Annotated in this window: 22 protein-coding genes and 1 riboswitch; of the genes, 16 read left to right on the forward strand and 6 right to left on the reverse strand. The window is 62.2% G+C overall.

Features of this window, described 5'->3' with window-relative positions; genetic code table 11:
• The first annotated feature begins 30 nt into the window (after positions 1–30).
• Positions 31–540 (forward strand): GNAT family N-acetyltransferase, encoded by a 510-nt coding sequence (locus tag DESLA_RS0115030; protein WP_028573097.1) that lies wholly within the window; start codon positions 31–33, stop codon positions 538–540.
• A 20-nt stretch (positions 541–560) separates the two neighbouring features.
• Here DESLA_RS0115030 and thiC read toward each other — a convergent pair whose 3' ends face one another.
• From thiC to thiS, 6 genes are all read right to left on the reverse strand, one after another.
• Positions 561–1865, reverse strand: coding sequence for a phosphomethylpyrimidine synthase ThiC (thiC, locus tag DESLA_RS0115035; protein ID WP_028573098.1), 1305 nt, complete (start codon positions 1863–1865; stop codon positions 561–563).
• Complete coding sequence (gene thiE, locus DESLA_RS0115040; protein WP_028573099.1) at positions 1862–2518, reverse strand: thiamine phosphate synthase; 657 nt, start codon at positions 2516–2518, stop codon at positions 1862–1864. The genes thiC and thiE overlap by 4 nt, the downstream gene beginning before the upstream one ends.
• A 124-nt stretch (positions 2519–2642) precedes the next feature.
• Positions 2643–3350 (reverse strand): sulfur carrier protein ThiS adenylyltransferase ThiF, encoded by a 708-nt coding sequence (thiF, locus tag DESLA_RS20815; protein ID WP_084032110.1) that lies wholly within the window; start codon positions 3348–3350, stop codon positions 2643–2645.
• On the reverse strand, positions 3347–4465 hold the full coding sequence (thiH, locus tag DESLA_RS0115050) for a 2-iminoacetate synthase ThiH (protein ID WP_028573100.1): 1119 nt from the start codon (positions 4463–4465) through the stop codon (positions 3347–3349). The genes thiF and thiH overlap by 4 nt, the downstream gene beginning before the upstream one ends.
• Positions 4466–4470: 5 nt before the next feature.
• A complete protein-coding gene (locus tag DESLA_RS0115055) occupies positions 4471–5253 on the reverse strand; it encodes a thiazole synthase (protein ID WP_035261912.1) in 783 nt (260 codons plus the stop codon).
• Positions 5253–5447: a sulfur carrier protein ThiS gene (thiS, locus tag DESLA_RS0115060; RefSeq protein ID WP_245590110.1), complete on the reverse strand. Its 195-nt coding sequence runs from the start codon at positions 5445–5447 to the stop codon at positions 5253–5255. Before thiS ends, DESLA_RS0115055 begins: the two co-directional genes overlap by 1 nt.
• A 274-nt stretch (positions 5448–5721) precedes the next feature.
• Positions 5722–5823: riboswitch (TPP riboswitch) on the reverse strand.
• 221 nt (positions 5824–6044) lie between these two features.
• Between thiS and rpsB the strand changes: the two genes are divergently transcribed.
• The 15 genes from rpsB (at position 6045) to DESLA_RS0115135 (ending at position 18995) form a co-directional block, all read left to right on the forward strand.
• On the forward strand, positions 6045–6842 hold the full coding sequence (rpsB, locus tag DESLA_RS0115065) for a 30S ribosomal protein S2 (protein ID WP_028573103.1): 798 nt from the start codon (positions 6045–6047) through the stop codon (positions 6840–6842).
• Entirely contained in the window at positions 6843–7442 is a 600-nt protein-coding gene (gene tsf / locus DESLA_RS0115070; protein WP_028573104.1) for a translation elongation factor Ts, read from the forward strand. It begins immediately after the preceding gene.
• 87 nt (positions 7443–7529) lie between these two features.
• The gene (pyrH, locus tag DESLA_RS0115075) at positions 7530–8252 is read left to right on the forward strand and encodes a UMP kinase (protein ID WP_028573105.1); all 723 of its coding nucleotides are present in this window, start codon (positions 7530–7532) and stop codon (positions 8250–8252) included.
• 2 nt (positions 8253–8254) lie between these two features.
• A complete protein-coding gene (gene frr, locus DESLA_RS0115080; RefSeq protein ID WP_028573106.1) occupies positions 8255–8809 on the forward strand; it encodes a ribosome recycling factor in 555 nt (184 codons plus the stop codon).
• A gap of 6 nt (positions 8810–8815) precedes the next feature.
• Entirely contained in the window at positions 8816–9520 is a 705-nt protein-coding gene (uppS, locus tag DESLA_RS0115085) for a polyprenyl diphosphate synthase (protein WP_028573107.1), read from the forward strand.
• Positions 9521–9589: 69 nt separating this feature from the next.
• Positions 9590–10387 (forward strand): phosphatidate cytidylyltransferase, encoded by a 798-nt coding sequence (locus DESLA_RS0115090; protein ID WP_028573108.1) that lies wholly within the window; start codon positions 9590–9592, stop codon positions 10385–10387.
• 39 nt (positions 10388–10426) lie between these two features.
• Complete coding sequence (gene dxr, locus DESLA_RS20820; protein ID WP_035261915.1) at positions 10427–11653, forward strand: 1-deoxy-D-xylulose-5-phosphate reductoisomerase; 1227 nt, start codon at positions 10427–10429, stop codon at positions 11651–11653.
• Between the two features lie 176 nt (positions 11654–11829).
• Entirely contained in the window at positions 11830–12894 is a 1065-nt protein-coding gene (gene rseP, locus DESLA_RS0115100; RefSeq protein WP_028573109.1) for an RIP metalloprotease RseP, read from the forward strand.
• Positions 12869–13747 (forward strand): tRNA (adenosine(37)-N6)-threonylcarbamoyltransferase complex dimerization subunit type 1 TsaB, encoded by an 879-nt coding sequence (gene tsaB / locus DESLA_RS20825; protein ID WP_051434736.1) that lies wholly within the window; start codon positions 12869–12871, stop codon positions 13745–13747. The genes rseP and tsaB overlap by 26 nt, the downstream gene beginning before the upstream one ends.
• The gene (locus tag DESLA_RS20830) at positions 13744–16062 is read left to right on the forward strand and encodes a DUF3536 domain-containing protein (protein ID WP_051434737.1); all 2319 of its coding nucleotides are present in this window, start codon (positions 13744–13746) and stop codon (positions 16060–16062) included. The genes tsaB and DESLA_RS20830 overlap by 4 nt, the downstream gene beginning before the upstream one ends.
• On the forward strand, positions 16059–16538 hold the full coding sequence (locus tag DESLA_RS21945) for a hypothetical protein (protein WP_051434738.1): 480 nt from the start codon (positions 16059–16061) through the stop codon (positions 16536–16538). Before DESLA_RS20830 ends, DESLA_RS21945 begins: the two co-directional genes overlap by 4 nt.
• A gap of 57 nt (positions 16539–16595) precedes the next feature.
• The gene (locus tag DESLA_RS0115120; RefSeq protein ID WP_028573110.1) at positions 16596–16808 is read left to right on the forward strand and encodes an addiction module protein; all 213 of its coding nucleotides are present in this window, start codon (positions 16596–16598) and stop codon (positions 16806–16808) included.
• Positions 16805–17101 carry a type II toxin-antitoxin system RelE/ParE family toxin gene (locus DESLA_RS0115125; protein ID WP_028573111.1) on the forward strand — a complete coding sequence of 99 codons (297 nt, stop codon included), beginning with the start codon at positions 16805–16807 and terminating at the stop codon, positions 17099–17101. Before DESLA_RS0115120 ends, DESLA_RS0115125 begins: the two co-directional genes overlap by 4 nt.
• On the forward strand, positions 17083–18183 hold the full coding sequence (locus tag DESLA_RS0115130) for an FAD:protein FMN transferase (protein WP_051434739.1): 1101 nt from the start codon (positions 17083–17085) through the stop codon (positions 18181–18183). Before DESLA_RS0115125 ends, DESLA_RS0115130 begins: the two co-directional genes overlap by 19 nt.
• 209 nt (positions 18184–18392) lie before the next feature.
• A complete protein-coding gene (locus DESLA_RS0115135) occupies positions 18393–18995 on the forward strand; it encodes a nitroreductase family protein (RefSeq protein WP_028573113.1) in 603 nt (200 codons plus the stop codon).

Here is an 18995-nt window from a genome sequence, read left to right on the forward strand (position 1 = left end):
AATCGTGTCCATCTAAAAGAGGACTCTTGTATGTTTGAAATTCGACCCGAAGAACCCCAGGACCAGGACGCAGTCCATCTCCTCAACTTGGCAGCCTTTGAGAACGGCCCGGAGGCGGGTTTGGTGGACGCGCTCCGGAGTTCCTGCATGGAATATCTCGCTTTTGTGGCCGTGGAGGACGGTGCCGTGGTCGGCCACATCCTGTTCACCCCGGTCACGGTGGACGGCTCCGACGCGACGGGGATGGGGCTGGCGCCCATGGCGGTGCTGCCCTCCCATCAGCGCAAAGGCATCGGTTCCCGGCTGGTCCGGCACGGGCTGGACCACCTGCGTCTGTCCGGCTGCCCGTTCGTCATCGTCCTGGGCCACCCGGAGTTTTACCCGCGCTTCGGCTTCGAGTCGGCATCCACGTATCGCCTTGTCAGCCAATGGGAAGGGGTGCCGGATGCGGCGTTCATGGTCGCGGTGCTGGACCCGGGCACCCTGCCTGAAAAAGGCGGCACGGCGCGGTATCGGGACGAGTTTGATGACGCGATGTAGGCGGTTATCGCGTCCCATCCTCAATCATCCAACCGAATATCCTTCCCTTCCTTGAGCCGTTTCATGGTCCGCACCGCGCACATCTTGCCGCACATGGTGCAGGAATCCTCGTGGGCCGGTTTGGAGGACTCCCGGTAGGCGCGGGCTTTTTCCGGGTCCAGGGCCAGGTTGAACATGGACTCCCAGTCCAGGTCGGCCCGGGCCTTGGACATCTTGTCGTCCCAGTTGCGCGCTCCGGGGATGCCTTTGGCGATGTCCGCGGCGTGGGCCGCGATGCGGGAGGCCATGATGCCTTCCTTCATGTCGTCCAGGGTGGGCAGGCGCAGGTGTTCGGCCGGGGTGACGTAGCAGAGGAAATCCGCCCCGGCGGCAGCGGCCACGGCTCCGCCGATGGCGCTGGTGATGTGGTCGTAGCCCGGGGCCACGTCCGTGACCAGGGGGCCGAGGACGTAGAAGGGCGCGCCGTGGCAGAGGCGTTTTTCCAGGACCATGTTCGCGGCGATCTCGTTCAGGGCCATGTGTCCGGGGCCTTCGATCATCACCTGGACGTCGCGCTCCCAGGCCCGCTTGGTCAGCTCGCCCAGGACGATCATTTCCTGGACCTGGACCGCATCCGTGGCGTCGTGCAGGGAGCCGGGTCGGCAGCCGTCGCCGAGACTCAGGGTCACGTCGTGTTTCGCGCAGATCTCCAGCAGCCGGTCGTAGTGCTCGTAGAACGGGTTTTCGGCGTCGTTTTCCTTCATCCAGGCATAGAGCAGGGAGCCGCCCCGGGAGACCAGGGAGGTCAGGCGATTGGTTTTGTCAATCCGCTCCGCGGTCAGCCGGTTCAGTCCGCAGTGGATGGTCAGGAAATCCACCCCGTCGTCCACATGGGCCTGGACCACGTCGAAAAACTCGTCCGCGCTGATGTCGGACAGGTTTTTGTCGTAAAAGCCCACGGCGTCGTAAATGGGCACCGTGCCGATCATGGCCCGGGACTCGGCGATCAGGGCTTGCCGAAACTCGCGGGTTTTGCCGAAGCAGCTCAGGTCCATGATCGCCTCGGCTCCCAGGCGCAGGGCATGGCGGACCTTTTCCATTTCCAGGTCCATGTCGCAGGCGTCCTTGGAAATGCCCAGGTTGACGTTGATCTTGGTGCGCAGGCCCCGGCCGACGCCCTCGGGGTCCAGGTGGGTGTGGTTCTTGTTGGCCGGAATGATCACCTCGCCGGCGGCCATGCGCTCCATCAGGGTTTCCAGGGGCAGGTTTTCCTTGGCCGCCACGGTGCGCATCTGATCCGTAACAATGCCCTGCCGGGCCGCGTTCATTTGGGTTGTCCAACTCATGATCTTGTTTCCCTCATATTTTGTTGCATGGCTTTACGCAGGGCTTGGATTTGCCCTGGTATATCCGGTTTGGCGACGATCTCGGTGATCATGGCCACGCAGGACGCGCCCCGCTGAACCACCTCGCCGATGTTGTGCTTCTTGATCCCGCCGATGACCACGAAGGGGATGGACAGGTTGGCCGTGACCCACTCCAGGTATTCCAGGCCCACCGGGGCGCAGACGTCCTTCTTGGTCTTGGTGGCGAAGATCGGCCCTACGCCGATATAGTCCGCTCCGTCCGCCACCGCGGCCCGGGCCTGATCCGGACAGTGGGTGGACAGACCGATGATCTTGTCCGGACCGAGCAGGCGGCGGACCACCGGCACCGGCAGGTCGTCCTGGCCCACGTGCACGCCGTCCGCATCCACGGCCTGGGCCACGGCCACGTCGTCGTTGACCAGAAACAGTGCCCCAGCCTTGCGGGTCAATTCCCGAATGGCCGCGCATTCCTCCAGCTTGACCCGCCCGGGCTTGTCCTTCTCCCGGTACTGGATGAGCTTGATTCCAGCGTCCAGCATGGCCCGGACCACCTCCAGGTTGGTCCGGCCCAGCGAGTGTTCCTCGCTGGTCAGGCAGTACAGGTCAATGTTGCGCAAGGGATTGTTCAGCATGGGATTCCTTTGGTGACGATGGTTCAATGTTTTGGGTTCACGGTTCAACGGTCCATGGTCGGTCAGCAATCATCGAAATCGAAATCGTTATCGAAATCGGAAAGTTACCAGAAATCGATTTCGATCACGATTTCGATTTCGATACCGATTCAGAGCGCCCGTAGTGCGAGAACAAACCTATCCTGGTGTCCCCGTCCGGATTGTCGGGGCGATTTTCCTCTATCTGTTGATGCAGAAAATAATGCAGCACCACGTCGGCCTGCTTGGCGGCCGCCAGGGTTACCAGAGGGGCCAGGGGCGGCGTATCCGAACAGGCGGTGGTTTGCTCGTCGCCCACGAGGAAAAAATTATTCCGAAGGCGTCTGGTGCGGATGCGATCGGCATCCCCGCATCCGGCAATCCCGGAAGCGGCCACGAACAGGGACTTTGTCGGAATCATGGCCTCAGTGAGCAGCTTTTTCACTGACGGGTCGTCCACGCATTCCACCACGGTGTCGCAATTCTTAAAAAGCTGGTGGACATTAACGGGGGTAATCGGTTCTTCGTGCAGTTCCAGGTCCAGGTCCGGATTGATCCGCAACAGATTGGCGCCCAGGGCCACCACCTTGGGCAGGCCGATCTGGTCCGGAAAGAAGAACTGCCGATTCAGGTTGGACGGTTCCACCCGGTCGAAATCGACAAGCACGAAGCGCTTGAATCCGGAGCGGACCAGGGCGTGGGCGCAGTTGGAGCCCAGCCCCCCGGCCCCGGCCAAGCCGACGCGTACCTGTTGCAGGCGGGTCAGGGCGTCCGAGCCGATGTGGTGGGCGATGCCCTGTTCCACGAGATTCATGCCGTCACCGGGTTTAATGGCTGCCAGTCTTTGAAGACCGGCTGAAAGCCCTTACCTCGGAGCATGGCTGTGATGTCAGCCACGCTCCGGTCGTCGGCCACCTCGAACTGCGGCGTGCCGGCTTGGTCCGCTCCGTGCCCGCCCACCGAGGTGGACACCCCGGCGGAAAGCCGGGTTACGCCCAGGGGCAGCAGGTTTTCCCGCAATCGAGCTGGCTCTCTGGTGGATAGGGTGATCCCGGCCCGAGGCATAAACAGGCGCTGGGCCAGGAGGATCTGGGTCAGATCCCGGTCCGAAACCGGATGTTCCGGCTGCCAGGCTCCGGCATGGGGGCGCATCCGGGGCAGGGATAGACCGATTTCCGCGCCGGGATATCGATCCTGCAGCCAGCGGGCGTGCATGGCCGCCCAGAAGGCGTCCTGGCGCCAATCGCCCAGCCCGTACAGGGCGCTGATGCCCACCCAGCGCATCCCGGCCCGGCAGGCGCGTTCCGGGGCGTCCAAACGGAACGCATAGTCCCGCTTGGGGCCGCTGGGATGCGTCCGGGCGTATTGTTCCGGGTCGTAGGTTTCCTGGTAAATGGTCAGCCCTTCGGCCCCGGCGGCGATCATTCGAGCGTATTCCTCCCGGGTCAGGGCGTAGACCTCCAGGAGCAGGCTGGGAAAGAACTCGCGCAGTACTCCCAGGATTTGTTCCAGGTATTCCGGCGGAGCCTTGGCCCGTGCGTCGCCGGTGAGCACCAGGATCTGGCGCAGTCCGGTGGCTGCGATGTGCTCGGCCTCGACGCGGACCTCCTCCAGGGAAAGCTGACGACGCGGACCTTTTTGTTCCGCGTTGAACCCGCAGTAGACGCAACGATTGGCGCAGAAGTCCGAGACGTAGAGCGGGGTGAACAGTTGAACCGCCCGGCCGAAATGCTGCAGGGTCAGGACGGCGGCCTTGCGGGCCAGTTCTTCCAGCATGACTCCGGCAGCCGGTGACAGCAGGGCCAACAGATCCTCTGGCCCAAGCCGGTCTTTTCCCAGGGCTCGAAGTACATCCTGAGACTGGTTTTCATGGATGACCTTGGGCATGTCCAGACCGGCGTAGGCGTCCATGACTTCGGCAAAGCTCATGGGCGTCACCCCTCCAAAAAGCCGGTCAACGGCGAGGAAGCGTCGGCCTTGAGGCGCTGTACCCCGGCCCCGGCCAGGAACCCACGACGTCCGGCCCGCACGGCTTCACCAAAGGCCTTGGCCATGCCCACGGGATCGGCGGCCGTGGCAATGGCCGTGTTCACCAGCACCGCGTCCGCGCCCATTTCCATGGCCTCACAAGCATGGGAAGGCCGACCCAGTCCGGCATCCACGATGATCGGCAGGTCGATCTCCTCAATCAGGATGCGGATCATCTCCCTGGTTTGCAGGCCGCGGTTGGTGCCGATGGGTGCGCCCAGGGGCATCACCGCCGCGGCTCCCGCGGATACCAGGTCACGGGCCACGTACAGGTCCGCGTTGACGTAGGGCAGAACCACGAAGCCCTCGGCGGCCAGGGTTTCCGTGGCCTTGATCGTGGCGTAGCCGTCCGGGAGCAGATGGTTGTTGTCCGCGATGACCTCGATCTTGATCCAGCTGCCGCAGCCTATGGCCTTGGCCAGCCGGGCGATGCGCACGGCCTCGTCCGCGGTGCGCGCTCCGGAGGTGTTGGGCAACAGGCGCATGGTCTTGGGGATGTGGTCCATGACATTACCCGCGGCGGCCTGGAAATCCACCCGCCGCAGGGCCACGGTGATCACCTCGGACCCGGAGGCCGCGCAGACCTCAGGAATCACCGCGTCGTCACCATATTTGCCCGTGCCGGTGAACAACCGGCTGCCCAGGCGCTCCCCGCCGATCTCGAACAGGTCGTCCATCAGGTCCTGCATCAGCCACCTCCCACGAACTGCAACAGCTCCAGCCGGTCACCCTCCTGGAGCCTGGTTTTGGGGAAATCCTCGCCGGGCACGATCTCTCGATTCAACTCGGCCACGACCCGGGACGGATCCAGGCCCCTGGAGGCAATCAGATCATGGAGCATGACGTCCTCTTGAAGGGACTCGCTCATCCCGTTGACGATCACTTGCAAACCCAACCTCCTTTGGTCTTCGAGCCCAAAAAAAAGTAACTACTCAGCACAGAGTAATTCTGTTGCCGGGGTCGGAATCGGAATCGGGATCGGGATCGAAAACGCTGGGATGCGTTCTAAATTCTTCCTGTTTCGATTCCGAATCCGATAGCGAAGCGCCGACCCCGACCCCGATTGCCGGAGCAAGATCGGACACAAAATGTACTGAGTAGTTATAAAAAAAAAACGCCTTTTCGGAACCTGGCGTGAAGCTTTGCGGTCCGAAAAGGCGATCTGCGCGGTGCTTCCCTACGACGGCATGGTCCGTGTCAGGTTCCAAGGGTCGGAGCGTGTACTCCCTCTCAGCCTCGCGGCTCCCCCAGCAATGGAAATTCGCTATCGCAATCCGAACCGCCTGTAAAGGGTTGCGATGTTTTCGGAAGGAAGTTGCCTGATTTTTTGCTTGCCAGTTGTTCCTTTTTAGCCTAATTGAACACGGTTCGAAATTCGCACATCCTCCGAGAAGCCCGAGGGTCTTTCGTCCGTGACGAAAGTGAGCGGGTTCAAATGCGGAGGGTGGAGGAAAAACCCACCAGTTCAAGGAGTAGTGTTATGGCGTACGTGACTATGAAGCAGATGCTGGAGACCGGAGTGCATTTCGGTCACCAGACCCGGCGTTGGAACCCCAAGATGCGTCCGTATATCTTCGGTGCGCGCAACGGCATTCACATCGTCGACTTGCAGCAGACCGTGAAGATGTTCCAAAAGGCTCACGACTTCATCGCCGATACCGTGGCCCAGGGCGGTAAGGTCATGTTCGTGGGCACCAAGCCCCAGGCCCGGGAGATCATCAAGCAGGAAGCCGCTCGGGTGGGCATGTTTTCCGTGACCCATCGCTGGATGGGCGGTACCCTGACCAACTTTCAGACCATTCGCAGCAGCATTCAGCGCTTGAAGAAGCTGGAAACCATGTTCGAGGACGGCACCGTGAATCGGTTCGTCAAGAAGGAAATCGTGCGCATGCAGCGCGACGTGGAAAAGCTGAACCTGGCCCTGGGCGGGATCAAGGACATGGAGTCCCTGCCTCAGGCGGCCTTCGTCATCGACCCGAACCGGGAAGACATCGCCATCCAGGAATGCCGCAAGTTGAACATTCCAGTGGTCGCCGTGGTGGACACCAACTGCGATCCGGACCTGATCGACTTCATCATTCCCGGCAACGACGATGCCATCCGGGCCATCAAGCTGTTCTCCGCGAGCATCGCCGATGCCTGCACCGAGGGCGCGGCCAGGATGCGCGACATGGACCAAAGCGCTGAGAAGGCCGCCGAGGCAGCGCTGACCCAGGCCGCTGCGGAGAGCGAAGGGGCTGAAACGGAAAGTGAAAAAGACGCTACGGAGGAGAAATAAATGGCCATTTCCGCAAGTTTGGTGAAGGAGCTGCGCGAGCGTACCGGCGCGGGCATGATGGATTGCAAAAAAGCGCTGCAGGAGTGCGACGGAGACCAGGAAAAGTCCTTGCTCTGGCTGCGCGAAAAAGGCTTGGCCAAGGCCCAGAAGAAGTCCGGCCGGGCCACGTCCCAGGGCTTTATCGGGTCTTACATTCACTCCAACGGCAAGATCGGAGTAATGGTCGAGCTGAAGTGCGAGACCGACTTCGTGGCCAAGAACGAAAAGTTCCTGGAACTGGCCAAGGATCTGGCCATGCAGGTGGCCGCCACGGCTCCGCTGTGCGTGGCCCCGGAGGACATTCCGGAGGACGTTTTGGAGCGGGAGCGCCAATTCGTCACCCAGCAGACCCGGGACGAAGGCAAGCCGGAAAACATCATTCCCAAGATCGTGGACGGACGGATGAAGAAGTTCGCCCAGGAAGTCTGCCTCCTGGAGCAGGCCTTCATCAAGGACGATTCCCGCAAGATCAAGGATCTGATCACGGAAACCATCGCCGTACTCGGCGAAAACATCCAGGTCGGCCGGGTCGTGCGGATGGCCTTGGGTGAAGAAGCCTAACAAGATCCGGATGAACCGTAGGGGCGCGGCACGCCGTGCCCCTACGGTGAACACGTTCAACCCGCGGCCCGGGCCGCAGGAGTCGGCATGACGGAACTGCGCTATCCCAGGATATTGCTGAAAATCAGCGGCGAAGCCCTGGCCGGGCCCAACCAGTTCGGGATCGATCCCGAGACCATTGACACGTTCTGTCGGGAAATGGTCGAGGTCGCCGAACTGGGGGTCGAATTGGCCCTGGTGATCGGCGGAGGGAACATTTTTCGCGGTCTCTCAGCCGCCTCCCGGGGCATGGACCGGGCCGGAGCCGACTATATGGGCATGCTGGCCACGGTGATCAACTCCCTGGCCGTGCAGGACGGTCTGGAGAAGTTGGGTCTGACCACCCGGGTGATGACCGCCTTTCCCATGCAGCAGGTGGCCGAACCCTACATCCGCCGCCGGGCCATCCGGCACCTGGAAAAGAAACGGGTGGTGATCTGCGCCGCGGGCACCGGCAACCCGTTTTTCACCACGGACACCGCCGCGGTCTTGCGCGGAGCCGAGCTCAAGGTTCAGGCCATCCTCAAGGCCACCAAGGTGGACGGGGTTTACGACAAGGATCCGAAAAAGGATCAAGACGCCCGGCTGTTCTCGCACATCTCCTATATTGATGTTCTGAAAAAGCGCCTGCAAGTCATGGACTCCACGGCCATTTCCCTGGCCATGGACAACAATCTGCCCATCGTGGTCTTTAATCTCTTCACCGCGGGCAACATCAAGCGGGTCGCACTGGGAGAACCTACGGGAACGCTGGTCACAGGAGGAGAATAAGCATGACATCCGTACTGGACGACAACAAGGAACGCATGGAGAAGTCCCTGCAAAGCCTGGACAGGGAGTTCAAAAGGCTGCGAACCGGTCGGGCCTCCGGGGCCTTGCTGGACGGGATTCGGGTGGACTACTACGGTACGTCGACCCCTTTGGATCAACTGGCTTCCATCTCCATCCCGGACAGCCGGACCATTTCCATCCAGCCCTGGGATCGTGGAGCATTCAAGGATGTGGAAAAGGCCATCCTCAAGTCTGATTTGGGCCTGAACCCGGTCAACGACGGTAAGACCTTGCGGATCATCATCCCGCCTCTGACCGAGGAACGGCGCAAGGAGCTGGTCAAGATCGCCAAGAAGTTCACTGAGGAGGCCAAGGTCGGCATCCGTAGCATTCGGCGCGACGCCAACGACACGCTGAAGAAGCAGGAAAAGGCCAAAGAGATCACCGAGGACGAGCTGCACAAGACCCAGGACGACGTCCAGAAGCTGACGGACGAATACATCGTCAAGGCCGACGCCGTTTTCGCGGCCAAGGAAAAGGAAATCATGGAGATCTGAGCCGACTTGTCCTCCCTTCCCCGGCATATCGCCATCATCATGGACGGCAACGGGCGGTGGGCCGAACACCACGGCCTGCCGCGCACCGAAGGCCACAAGGCCGGTACCCGCTCCGCCCGCAAGATCGTCACCCAGTGCCGCAAGCTCGGCATTCCGCACGTTACGTTCTATACCTTTTCCAAGGAAAACTGGTCCCGACCCCGGGAGGAGGTCTCGTTTTTATTCGAGATGCTCCAGTCCTATCTCAAGAGCGAGATGGATTCCCTGCTGGAGCGGGACATTCGGCTGCACGTGCTCGGAGACTGGGACGAACTCCCCTTTGCCCTACGCCAGATTTTGCGGCACGTCTGCTCCAAGAGCAGCCACTGCAAATCCATGGTCGTCAATCTGGCCTTGAACTATTCCGGCCGCGAAGAGATTGTCCGGGCCTGCCGGAAGCTTGTAGCCCAGGGTGTATCGGCGGATCAGATTACGGAACAGCTCCTGACCGACAATCTGGACACAGCCGGCCAGCCGGACCCGGACCTGATCATCCGGACCAGCGGCGAGCAGCGGTTGAGCAATTTTCTCCTGTATCAGGCCGCGTACAGCGAACTGGTCTTCACTCCGGTGATGTGGCCGGACTTTGACGAAGCCTGCCTGCAAGCGGCCCTGGACGAGTTTGCCCGGCGGTCCCGGCGTTTCGGGGGCCTGGAACCGTCGTCGGCCTGATCTTTTTTTGGTTGTATTCTCGATCCCTTCCTTAAAATCCATCCTCGTCACGAACCGCCGACCAGCATCATGCCCCTGACCTCGCACCACAAACGCCTGTTGACCGGGCTGTTGCCGTTGCCCGTCCTGCTCTGGATTCTTTTTTCCGGCGGGCTCCCGCTCTTGCTTCTCGTGCTCATCCTCGCCGCCCTGGGTCAATGGGAATTCTATTCCATGTTCTGGAAACGGGAGCGACCGGGATGGAAACTGCTGGGCATCGCCGGCGGGGCGCTTTTTCTTATGGCCGCGTACCTGGCGCCGACCGCCGTACCGGCGGCTCTGGCCGGGCTGTTCTGCCTGTTCGGCATCCTGTTTCTGGTCAGCTACAGCGCTGATCCCGAAACCGCGTCGTTTCCGGATGTGTTGCTGCTTTTTCTGGGCTGCTGCTATCTGCCTCTGCTGCTGCACTTCGCCCTGGGGCTGGCGTGGCCGGAGTTGCTATTGGTGGTGGCCGCGGCGTTTCTCTCCGATACGGCCGCCTATTACACCGGCTCCAAGTTGGGCCGCCGCCACGTTTGGCCGTCCATCAGTCCCAAGAAAACCTGGGAGGGCAGCGCAGGAGGTATGGCGGCCTGCGTTGGGGCCAGCCTGGTTGTGGGACTGGCCTGGGGAACCGCGGGCGCGGCGGCGTTCATCTTCCTCGGCGTGGTCTTGAATCTGGCCGCCCAGGTGGGAGACTTTTTCGAATCCGCCATGAAGCGCTCCCAGGCTGTCAAGGATTCCGGAACCCTCCTGCCCGGCCACGGCGGCATCCTGGACCGCATCGACAGCCTGCTTTTTGTTTTACCGGCCTATGCGGCTTTGAGCCTTGTTTATCCTTTCTTCTAGATTGTGCCCCAGCCCTTCACCGCTTCAGAATCGCCCAATATGCCACCCCTCCACGCTTGCCGATACATCAGCGCCCTGCCTTCGCCCGCGATGTCCGCCCCACGCGGCTTGGTCATTCTGGGCAGTACCGGTTCCATCGGTCGCAGCGCTCTGGGGGTGATTAGCGAGCATCCGGAACGTTTTTCCGTGCTGGGGCTGGCCGGGGGGCGCAACGTTCGCCTGTTGGCCGAACAAGCCGCGCGGTGGCGGCCCGGGATGCTGGCGGTGCTGGATGCGGCCTTGGCCGATGAACTGCGGGGGCTGCTGCCTTCCGGTTATGCTCCGGAGATCGTTCACGGCCAGGAGGGCTACGAGCAGCTGGCCCGGCTCTCTGAGGCCGAGATGGTTCTCTCCGCCCAGGTGGGCGCGGCCGGACTGCCGGCCACGTTGGCCGCGGCCCGGGCCGGGAAGATCATCGCCCTGGCCAACAAGGAATCCTTGGTTCTGGCCGGAGCCGTGATCCGGGACGCCTGTCAGCGGTACGGAGCCATGATTCTGCCCGTGGATTCGGAGCACAACGCGGTGTTTCAATCCCTGCGCGGGGAGACCTGCTCCAGTTTACGGCGGATCATTCTCACGGCCTCGGGCGGTCCGTTCCGGGATATGGACGCGGCTGAGCTGGACGCGGTCACGGTGGGTCAGGCCCTGGCCCATCCCAACTGGTCCATGGGCGCGAAGATCAGCGTGGATTCCGCGACCCTGATGAACAAGGGCCTGGAAGTGATCGAGGCCTGCCTGCTGTTCGGCCTGGATATGGACCAGGTGGCCGTGCTGATCCACCCCCAGAGCATCGTTCATTCCCTGGTGGAATTCACGGATCGCTCCCTGCTGGCCCACTTGGGACCCGCGGACATGCAGGTGCCCATCTCTCATTGCCTGGGGTACCCGGAGCGTCTGGGATTGAGTCTGGCTCCCCTGGATCTGCTTCAGGCCGGAACCCTGACCTTTCGGGAGCCTCGGACCGATCTTTTTCCCTGTCTGGAACTGGCCCGACAGGCCTATCGCGCGGGCCCAAGCCATCTGGTGGTCCTGAACGCGGCCAACGAGGCAGCCGTGGACCTGTTTTTGCGTGAGCGTATCTCCTTCCTGCACATCCCGGCCCTGATCCGCCGCGCCCTGGACGACCATGCCGGGCTGTCCGTGGACTCCCTGGAAACGATTCTGGAGCTGAGCGTCCTCGTCCAGGACCAGACGCGACGCTTGGCCGACTCCGGTGCCGGTGTCTGAGTTTCCGTGGCAAGGCTTGACTTGCGACCGGGAAGTCTCAAAATACCTTCCACGACCATTACGCCCCTTTCTTCGGTTCGGCCATGAGAAACGCCGGTTGAAGTTGACCGACTGTTTTCGCCACATGTCGAGGCGAGCCGAAGCCCCCTTCCAACCAAACAGCCATTGAGTTTCGAATGCAAAGCGTCTTAGCCATTATTCTCGTCCTCGGGGTTCTGATTTTCTTCCATGAGCTGGGTCACTTCCTCGTGGCCCGTCTGTTCAAGATCGGCGTGCCGGTTTTTGCGCTGGGATTCGGGCCGAAGCTGTTCGGGTTCCAGTACGGCGGCACGGAATATCGACTCTGCGCCGTCCCCCTGGGCGGCTACGTCAAGCTGGCCGGGGAGAGCGCCCAGGACGAACTGGGCGAGGGCATTCCGCCTGAATCCAGTTTCAGCCTCCGGCCGCCCTGGCAACGCATCCTGGTGGTGGCAGCCGGTCCGGTGTTCAATTTCGTGCTGGCCGTGTTCATCTACTGGGGGCTGTTCTGGGCGCACGGGCAACAGGAACTGCTGCCCGTGGTGGGCCAGGTGCTGGAGGACAGCCCGGCCCAGGCCGCGGATCTGCGTGACGGGGACATGGTTCTGAGCATCAACGGCCAGGACATCCGCTACTGGAGCGAGCTGGCCGAGCGCATTCAGCAGTCCGAGGGGCAGACCATGCACCTGACGGTGCAGCGGGAGAACCGGGTGGTGGACGTCGCGGCCCAGCCCCGGGTGGAGGTCCGTCAGAACCTGTTCGGCGAGGACATCAAGGTGGCCATGCTGGGCATTACGGCCTCGGGAGAAACCCAGTCCATCGCCCTGGGACCGGGCACGGCCCTGATCGCCGGGGCGGAGCAGACCTGGACCATCGTCGTGCTCACGGTGCAGGGGATCATCAAGCTGATCGAACGGATCATCCCGGCGGACAACATCGGCGGGCCGATCCTCATCGCCCAGTTGGTCAGCGAGCAGGCCTCCGAGGGACTGACCAACCTGCTGGCCCTGACCGCGCTGATCAGCATCAACCTCGGCCTGTTGAATCTTTTGCCGATCCCCGTGCTGGACGGAGGGCACATCCTCTTCTACACCATCGAGACGATCACCGGAAAACCGCTCAACCCCAGGATGCAGGAAATCGCCTACAAGATCGGGATCGCCTTTCTGATCGCGCTGATGACCTTCGCGGTGTTCAATGACATCCATCGCTTCTTCAAGTGACCGTTCTTCCGCGGCGTGCGCTTGCACCGGAAGCGACGCCGATTCCTCCCAGCGCCTCCTGCTGACGCTGAACGGCGTGGAGGACCGGGTCCAGATCGTCCTGGCCCGGGGAAACACCCTGGTTCTGCATCAGGAATGGGCCGCTCCGGCCCGGGTGATGCGCTTTTTGGTCCCGGCCCTGGAGCAAGCTCTGAATCTTCTCGGGCTGAAGATGCACGATCTTTCCGGCATCGCCTGCGTCCGGGGACCGGGCAATTTCACCGGGCTGCGTCTCTGTCTGGCCACGACCTACGGTCTGGCCATGGGCGCGGGCCTGCCCATGGCCGGACTGGAGTATCCGCCTTTGCTGGCCGCCGGTCCGGCCCCGCTGCTCCAGGGCCGCTTGGCCGTGTTGACCCATGCCCGGACCCGGCTGGTCCATGCCCAGACGTTTCACGTCGCCACCGCGCCTTTTTCCCCAAATAATACGACGGAACATGGCGTCGCGTCCCTGGGCGGCCCCCGGATTCTGGCAGTGGACGTCCCGACCGATCTCCATTCGCTCCTGGCCGACGACGACCAGCCGTTGTATCTGCTGGGCAGCGGGGTCCGACGCAACCTGGAGTGGATCAAGGCCGGATTGCCTCAGGCGCGCATTCTCGATCCTTCCTGGGATAGTCCCCAGGCTCACGTCTTGATTCAAGCAGCCCTGAACGCCTCGTTCGGGCATGCGCCCATCGAGCCGCTGTACCTGCGGCCCTGCGACGCCGAGGAGAATCTGGAGTTTTTCGCGGCCAAGCGAGGCTTCAGCGCTACTGAGGCCAGGGACCGCATCCGGGAGGAAACGACCGGGGAAGTGGAGGAAAGGGCATGACGACCACACGCAAGGTGTGCATCCATGGGCATTATTACCAGCCCCCGCGCGTCGATCCGTGGCTGCGCGAACTGCTGCCCGAGGGCAGTGCCGCGCCCGGACTGAACTGGAACCAGCGGATTCTGGAAGAGTCCTACGCACCCCTGGCCTGGGCCCGACGCAGGGACGCCCAGGGACGGATCACGGACCTGGTCAATTGCTACGCCTGGACCAGCTTCAACTTCGGCCCGACCCTGCTCTCCTGGCTGGAACAAGCCGATCCGGCATGCTACGCCCGAATTCTGGACGCTGACCGCCAGAGCCTGGAGCGATGGGGGCACGGCAACGCTCTGGCCCAGTGTTACCATCACATCATCATGCCCTTGGCCTCGCCCCTGGACAAGGAGGTGCAACTGGCCTGGACCGTGGCGGACTTTCAGGCGCGTTACAGGCGAGAGCCGGAAGGGCTCTGGCTCTCCGAGGCCGCCGTGGACACCCCGACCCTGGAAGCCGTGGCCCAGGCCGGGTTTCGCTTCGTGGTCCTGGCCCCGCGCCAGGCTCGGGCCGTGGCGGATCTGGACGGCGCAAACCAGTATGACGTGGATGAATCCACCCTGGACATCCGCGAGCCGTACGCCGCCGCATTGCCTTCCGGCCGGGAACTGGCCGTGTTTTTCTATCACGGACCGATTTCCCAGGCCGTGGCCTTTGAACGGCTTTTGGAAGACGGCGGGCGCTACTTCCAGCGGATCAATCAGGCCGCGGATCGGGGGTTGCTCTGCGTGGCCACGGACGGCGAGACCTACGGCCACCACTTTTCCTTCGGCGAAATGGCCCTGGCCTATGTTTTGGAGCAGATTCGCCAAGGCCGGGATGAGTTGGAGTTGACCAACTTCGCGGCCTATCTGGCCGACAACCCGCCGACTCGCCGGATACTGCTCCATGAGCCGTCCTCCTGGAGCTGCGTCCACGGGGTGGAGCGCTGGCGCTCGGACTGCGGCTGCGCCGACGGCGGGCATCCGGACTGGCACCAGCGCTGGCGCGGGCCGTTGCGCGAAGCCCTGCATCGCAACAAGCTGCGCGTGGACGAGCATTTCTTCGCCGTTGGGCGGGACTGTTTCACCGACCCTCGGCAAGCCTTGCTGGACTATGGCCGGGTGTTGGCCAACGGCGTTTCGCGCTCCGAGTTTTTCGACCAACATGTCGTGCCGGGGCTTGATCCGGACCAGCGGGCAACCGCCTTCAACCTGCTGGCCATGCAGGAATGGGCTATGTGCTCCCTGGCCAGCTGCGCCTGGTTTTTCGACGAGATCAGCCGGGTGGAGCCGCTCAACGCCATGGCCTACGCCCTGCGCTCCATGGAATTGGCCCGGTCCACCGGGGCAGATGACTGTTCACCGGATTTCGTTCGGATCATGGCCGCGGCGGAGTCGAACATCCCAGGCAAGGGCTCGGGCAAGGGCTCGGGAGCGGACCTGTGGCGCACCCATGTTCTGCCCCGGAGCATGGACTTGGCCTCCTGGACCTTGTTGGGCCTGTTTATGGACGGCGAGGATGGAGATGGACCCGTCGCGATCCGCGATTATGGGCGACCCATTCAGCGAAACTGGCTCGGAGCGCAACTGGTCCTGGAGCCTGAGTGGGAGTCTGAGCCCAAGGCGAAACTTGATGACTCGGAGGTTCGGGGTCGCGGTCGGCTGACTTGGCCCGATACCGGGGCTACGGAAACGTTTTCCTGGCGCTGGAAGCCGGAGCAAGCCGGGCGGAGCTTCGGCGTCGTGACCGTGAAGACGTCGGAAGGGGCCGAGCATTCCTGTTCCGTGACGGACCTGGCCTGGAACAGGCGCGAATTGGTCTCCCTGTCCTGGTCCGAGAGTCGGACCCGCGTCTGGTGGGAGGGGCAGCTTCGATTCGCGAGATCGGCCCTGGACCATTTTCAAGGCTACCAGGAAGACCAGCACCGCCCGATCAGGGAGGATGTCTGGCTGCTCCATCTGCCCGCTCTGGCCTGGGCTGACCTGGTCCTGGGACAGGCTGCCGACGACCAGGAGGAATTCCACTCCTTTCTGCGTACAAACTGGCGACCACTGCGGGAATTCGATATTCGCCTGACCGGGCATCTTCTGGAACTGCTGTCTTCCGAGCGACCGGGCTGGGCCGCGGTGGGCCGAATTTTGGACCGCACCGCGGTCTTGGGCCTGCCTCTCAATCTTTGGGCCGTGGAGAATCGACTTTGGGAGTTGTGCAGGGAACATCCGGAGGCGACGGAGTTGGCTCACAAGCTGGGTATCCTTCCTGAGCCCGGTGCATCGGGCGCGACAGGCGGTCCCGGATGATCACCCGCTCCATGCATGTCCTCCCCTGGGTCCTCGCCCTGACCCTGGCCGCGGCCTGCCTGTCGCTGTACGCCAAGCTGCACCAGTCCCGGGACGCCCTGCGCCAGTGCGAGGTGGAAAGCGGTGATTTGCGGGAGCAGTTGGATGTGGCCAACCTGGCCCCGCTGCTTTCCATCCAGCGGGAAATTCAACCCAGGCTGAGCGAGTTCGAGCTGCGTCGCTTGCAGCGCAAAGGGCTCTCCAACCCGGTCTACGACCTGATCCAGGATCTCGCCGACCGCTCGGATCTGATCCCGGCCGAAGCCTTCTTCGGCGGCAGCATGCACATCATCACCGGTGAAACGTACGTGCTCACCGACAAATGGGTCCTGGCCGGGTTCGAGGACGGCCATGTCCGCGGCAACCTTTGGCTGGAATACGACGTGGACCAGACCGGACGCATCTCCTGGCGTGTTCTGGGCTGGTACATGAATTGAGGGCTTCGGTCCGGCGCGGAACGGTTTTTTTTTATAAACTCAATAGCGGGAGAGGTCATGCACAACCTTGAATTACGTCAAATGCCCGTTGATCAAAGAATACGGCTTGTCGAGAACATCTGGGACAGCATTGCGGCTGATCAACATCTCATCGAGATGACCGATGCTCAACGCGAGCTGCTGAACATTCGTCTTGACGCCTTTGAGTCGGACCTTGACTATGGAACCGATGCCAAAACAGTCATGGAGAGAATTCGGAAAAAGCTGTGAAGTATACGCTGCGATTCCGGAAAGAAGCCGAGTCGGATATCGAGAACGCGTCAATATGGTATGAAGGGCAACTGCCTGGTCTCGGACATGAATTCTTGGATAAAATTGATAAGACGCTGGATACGGTTCAGAAAAATCCATTTATGTATCCTGTTGTTCATCGGAATACGCGCCGAGCATTGATCGGTAAATTCCCCTTTGCAATATACTACCGGATCCTAGAAAGTATTATTCTCATCATCGCCGTGATGCACGGAAGCCGCAATCCTCTCCGGTGGAAGGAAAGAAGCTGATTACTCCATTTCACGCTTCCCCGCATGACCGCCGTATCCGGTTTGCCCGCGTGCTTTGCGCGGCCCTGCTGGTTGGTTTTCTGGCGTTGCTCTCCGGTTGCGACCGGCCCTCGGACCATGTCTTTCGCGGGACGACCATGGGCACGGTGTACACCGTGCGCACGGTAAATCCCCCAGCCTCGGCCCTTTCCGGCCTGGACCAGGCCATCTTTGACCGATTGGAGCAGATCAACGCCTCCATGTCCGTCTATCGCCCGGAAAGTGAAATCTCCCGATTCAATGCTCTGTCCGCGGGCGACTCCATGGTTGTCTCCGAGGATTTCGAGCACGTCCTTCGGGTTTCTACACAGGTTTACGCCCAAACCGGAGGAGCGTTCGACCCCACGGTCAAACCCTTGCTGGATATCTGGGGCTTCGGCCCAGGGGCCGCGAACCGGGAAACGTGGCGTCCTCCTTCGGAAGAAGCCGTGCGCCATGCTCTGTCCTCAGTGGGGCTGAACTTGATTGACGCATCGACACCGGGGCGGCTGGGCAAGCTGCATCCGGGCGTGCAACTGGACCTGGGGGCCGTGGCCAAGGGGTTTGCCGTGGACGCGCTGGCTGAGCTGCTGGAAGGGCGAGGGATTCGAGATTATCTGGTGGACATTGGCGGCGACGTCCGTGTTTCCGGACGCAACTCGGAAGGGGAGCCGTGGCGCATCGGGGTGAACCAACCAGAGCGAGGCCAAGCCTGGGGCGAGGTCCTGCTGGTGCTGCGTCCGGGCCGAACGGCCGTGCTGACCAGCGGCGACTACCGGCAATTCTTCGAGCATGACGGGCAATTTTTCAGCCACGTCCTGGACCCGCGCACCGGACGCCCGCTGGACAACAACGTGGCCGGCGTCACCGTCCTGGCCCAAACCGCGGTTCTCGCCGACGCCTTGGCCACGGGACTGATGGTTCTGGGCGTTGAAAAAGGCCTGGAACTGGTGGAATTCCTGCCCGGCGTGGAGGCGTTGTTTCTGGCCAGGGGGGACGAGAGCGCAGTTGCCGAGGTCCGTAGTTCGGGGTTTGATCGGCTTGGCACCAAAATCCCCTTTTGATGTGCCCAGGGGGAAGGCGGGTTTCTACTCGGATATTCCGGCGACGACATACTTGCCGACCTCGTTGCTACGCGAAGAGTCCCAAGCGGCCCGGGGATGCGCGCGCATCCCCGGGCCGTTTTGATATCAACCTTGCTTTGCGTTGACGCCCGGCCTACGTTACCGCTTCCATGAACCATAATGATCCAAAGCAGTGAGAGGTTCCTTGCATGCTGGACAACGAAACCCTGCGCAACATCGCGGCCCGCCGCAGCATCCGGCTCTTCACGGACCGGGAGGTCAGCGATGAGGCCATCCACACGGTCCTGACCGCGGCCAATCAGGCGCCTTCGGCGCATAACGAACAATCCTGGCGTTTCATCGTTCTTCGCGGGGACAAGAAGATGGAGCTGGCCCGGCTGACCACGGAACGAGCCGCCGACTTTCCCAAACCCTCGTCCTCCCTGCTGCGCATGGCGGCCCGGAGCATCACCAGCGCGCCCATTGTGGTGGCCGTGGTAAATACCGGCAATCTGGTCGCCCGGGGCGAGAAGCTGTTCAAGCTGGACATTTCGGAAACGCGCGACTTTTTCCGGACCATGGAAATCCAAAGCTCCGCCGCAGCCGTGCAGAACTTGCTTCTGGCGGCCACTTCGCTGGGCCTGGGCTCGGTCTGGCTGGGGATCCTCTTCCTGATCAAGGAGGACGTACGCCGGTTCCTGGGCGAGCCCGAGGGCGAATTCATGGCCGTTATCCCCCTGGGCTACACCGATCGGACGATCGCGGGGCCGAACAAAGTCACGGCGCAAGACGTCACGCGGCATCTCGCCTGA

Origin of the sequence: Desulfonatronum lacustre DSM 10312, assembly GCF_000519265.1 — a bacterium.
In the GTDB taxonomy this organism is placed as follows: Bacteria; Desulfobacterota; Desulfovibrionia; order Desulfovibrionales; family Desulfonatronaceae; genus Desulfonatronum; species Desulfonatronum lacustre.

Coding starts and splice junctions, on each gene's coding strand:
- DESLA_RS0115030 (WP_028573097.1), top strand. CDS start 31: ATGTTTGAAATTCGACCCGAAGAACCCCAGGACCAGGACGCAGTCCAT.
- thiC (WP_028573098.1), bottom strand. CDS start 1,865: ATGAGTTGGACAACCCAAATGAACGCGGCCCGGCAGGGCATTGTTACG.
- thiE (WP_028573099.1), bottom strand. CDS start 2,518: ATGCTGAACAATCCCTTGCGCAACATTGACCTGTACTGCCTGACCAGC.
- thiF (WP_084032110.1), bottom strand. CDS start 3,350: ATGAATCTCGTGGAACAGGGCATCGCCCACCACATCGGCTCGGACGCC.
- thiH (WP_028573100.1), bottom strand. CDS start 4,465: ATGAGCTTTGCCGAAGTCATGGACGCCTACGCCGGTCTGGACATGCCC.
- DESLA_RS0115055 (WP_035261912.1), bottom strand. CDS start 5,253: ATGCAGGACCTGATGGACGACCTGTTCGAGATCGGCGGGGAGCGCCTG.
- rpsB (WP_028573103.1), top strand. CDS start 6,045: ATGGCGTACGTGACTATGAAGCAGATGCTGGAGACCGGAGTGCATTTC.
- tsf (WP_028573104.1), top strand. CDS start 6,843: ATGGCCATTTCCGCAAGTTTGGTGAAGGAGCTGCGCGAGCGTACCGGC.
- pyrH (WP_028573105.1), top strand. CDS start 7,530: ATGACGGAACTGCGCTATCCCAGGATATTGCTGAAAATCAGCGGCGAA.
- frr (WP_028573106.1), top strand. CDS start 8,255: ATGACATCCGTACTGGACGACAACAAGGAACGCATGGAGAAGTCCCTG.
- DESLA_RS0115090 (WP_028573108.1), top strand. CDS start 9,590: ATGCCCCTGACCTCGCACCACAAACGCCTGTTGACCGGGCTGTTGCCG.
- dxr (WP_035261915.1), top strand. CDS start 10,427: ATGCCACCCCTCCACGCTTGCCGATACATCAGCGCCCTGCCTTCGCCC.
- rseP (WP_028573109.1), top strand. CDS start 11,830: ATGCAAAGCGTCTTAGCCATTATTCTCGTCCTCGGGGTTCTGATTTTC.
- tsaB (WP_051434736.1), top strand. CDS start 12,869: ATGACATCCATCGCTTCTTCAAGTGACCGTTCTTCCGCGGCGTGCGCT.
- DESLA_RS20830 (WP_051434737.1), top strand. CDS start 13,744: ATGACGACCACACGCAAGGTGTGCATCCATGGGCATTATTACCAGCCC.
- DESLA_RS21945 (WP_051434738.1), top strand. CDS start 16,059: ATGATCACCCGCTCCATGCATGTCCTCCCCTGGGTCCTCGCCCTGACC.
- DESLA_RS0115120 (WP_028573110.1), top strand. CDS start 16,596: ATGCACAACCTTGAATTACGTCAAATGCCCGTTGATCAAAGAATACGG.
- DESLA_RS0115135 (WP_028573113.1), top strand. CDS start 18,393: ATGCTGGACAACGAAACCCTGCGCAACATCGCGGCCCGCCGCAGCATC.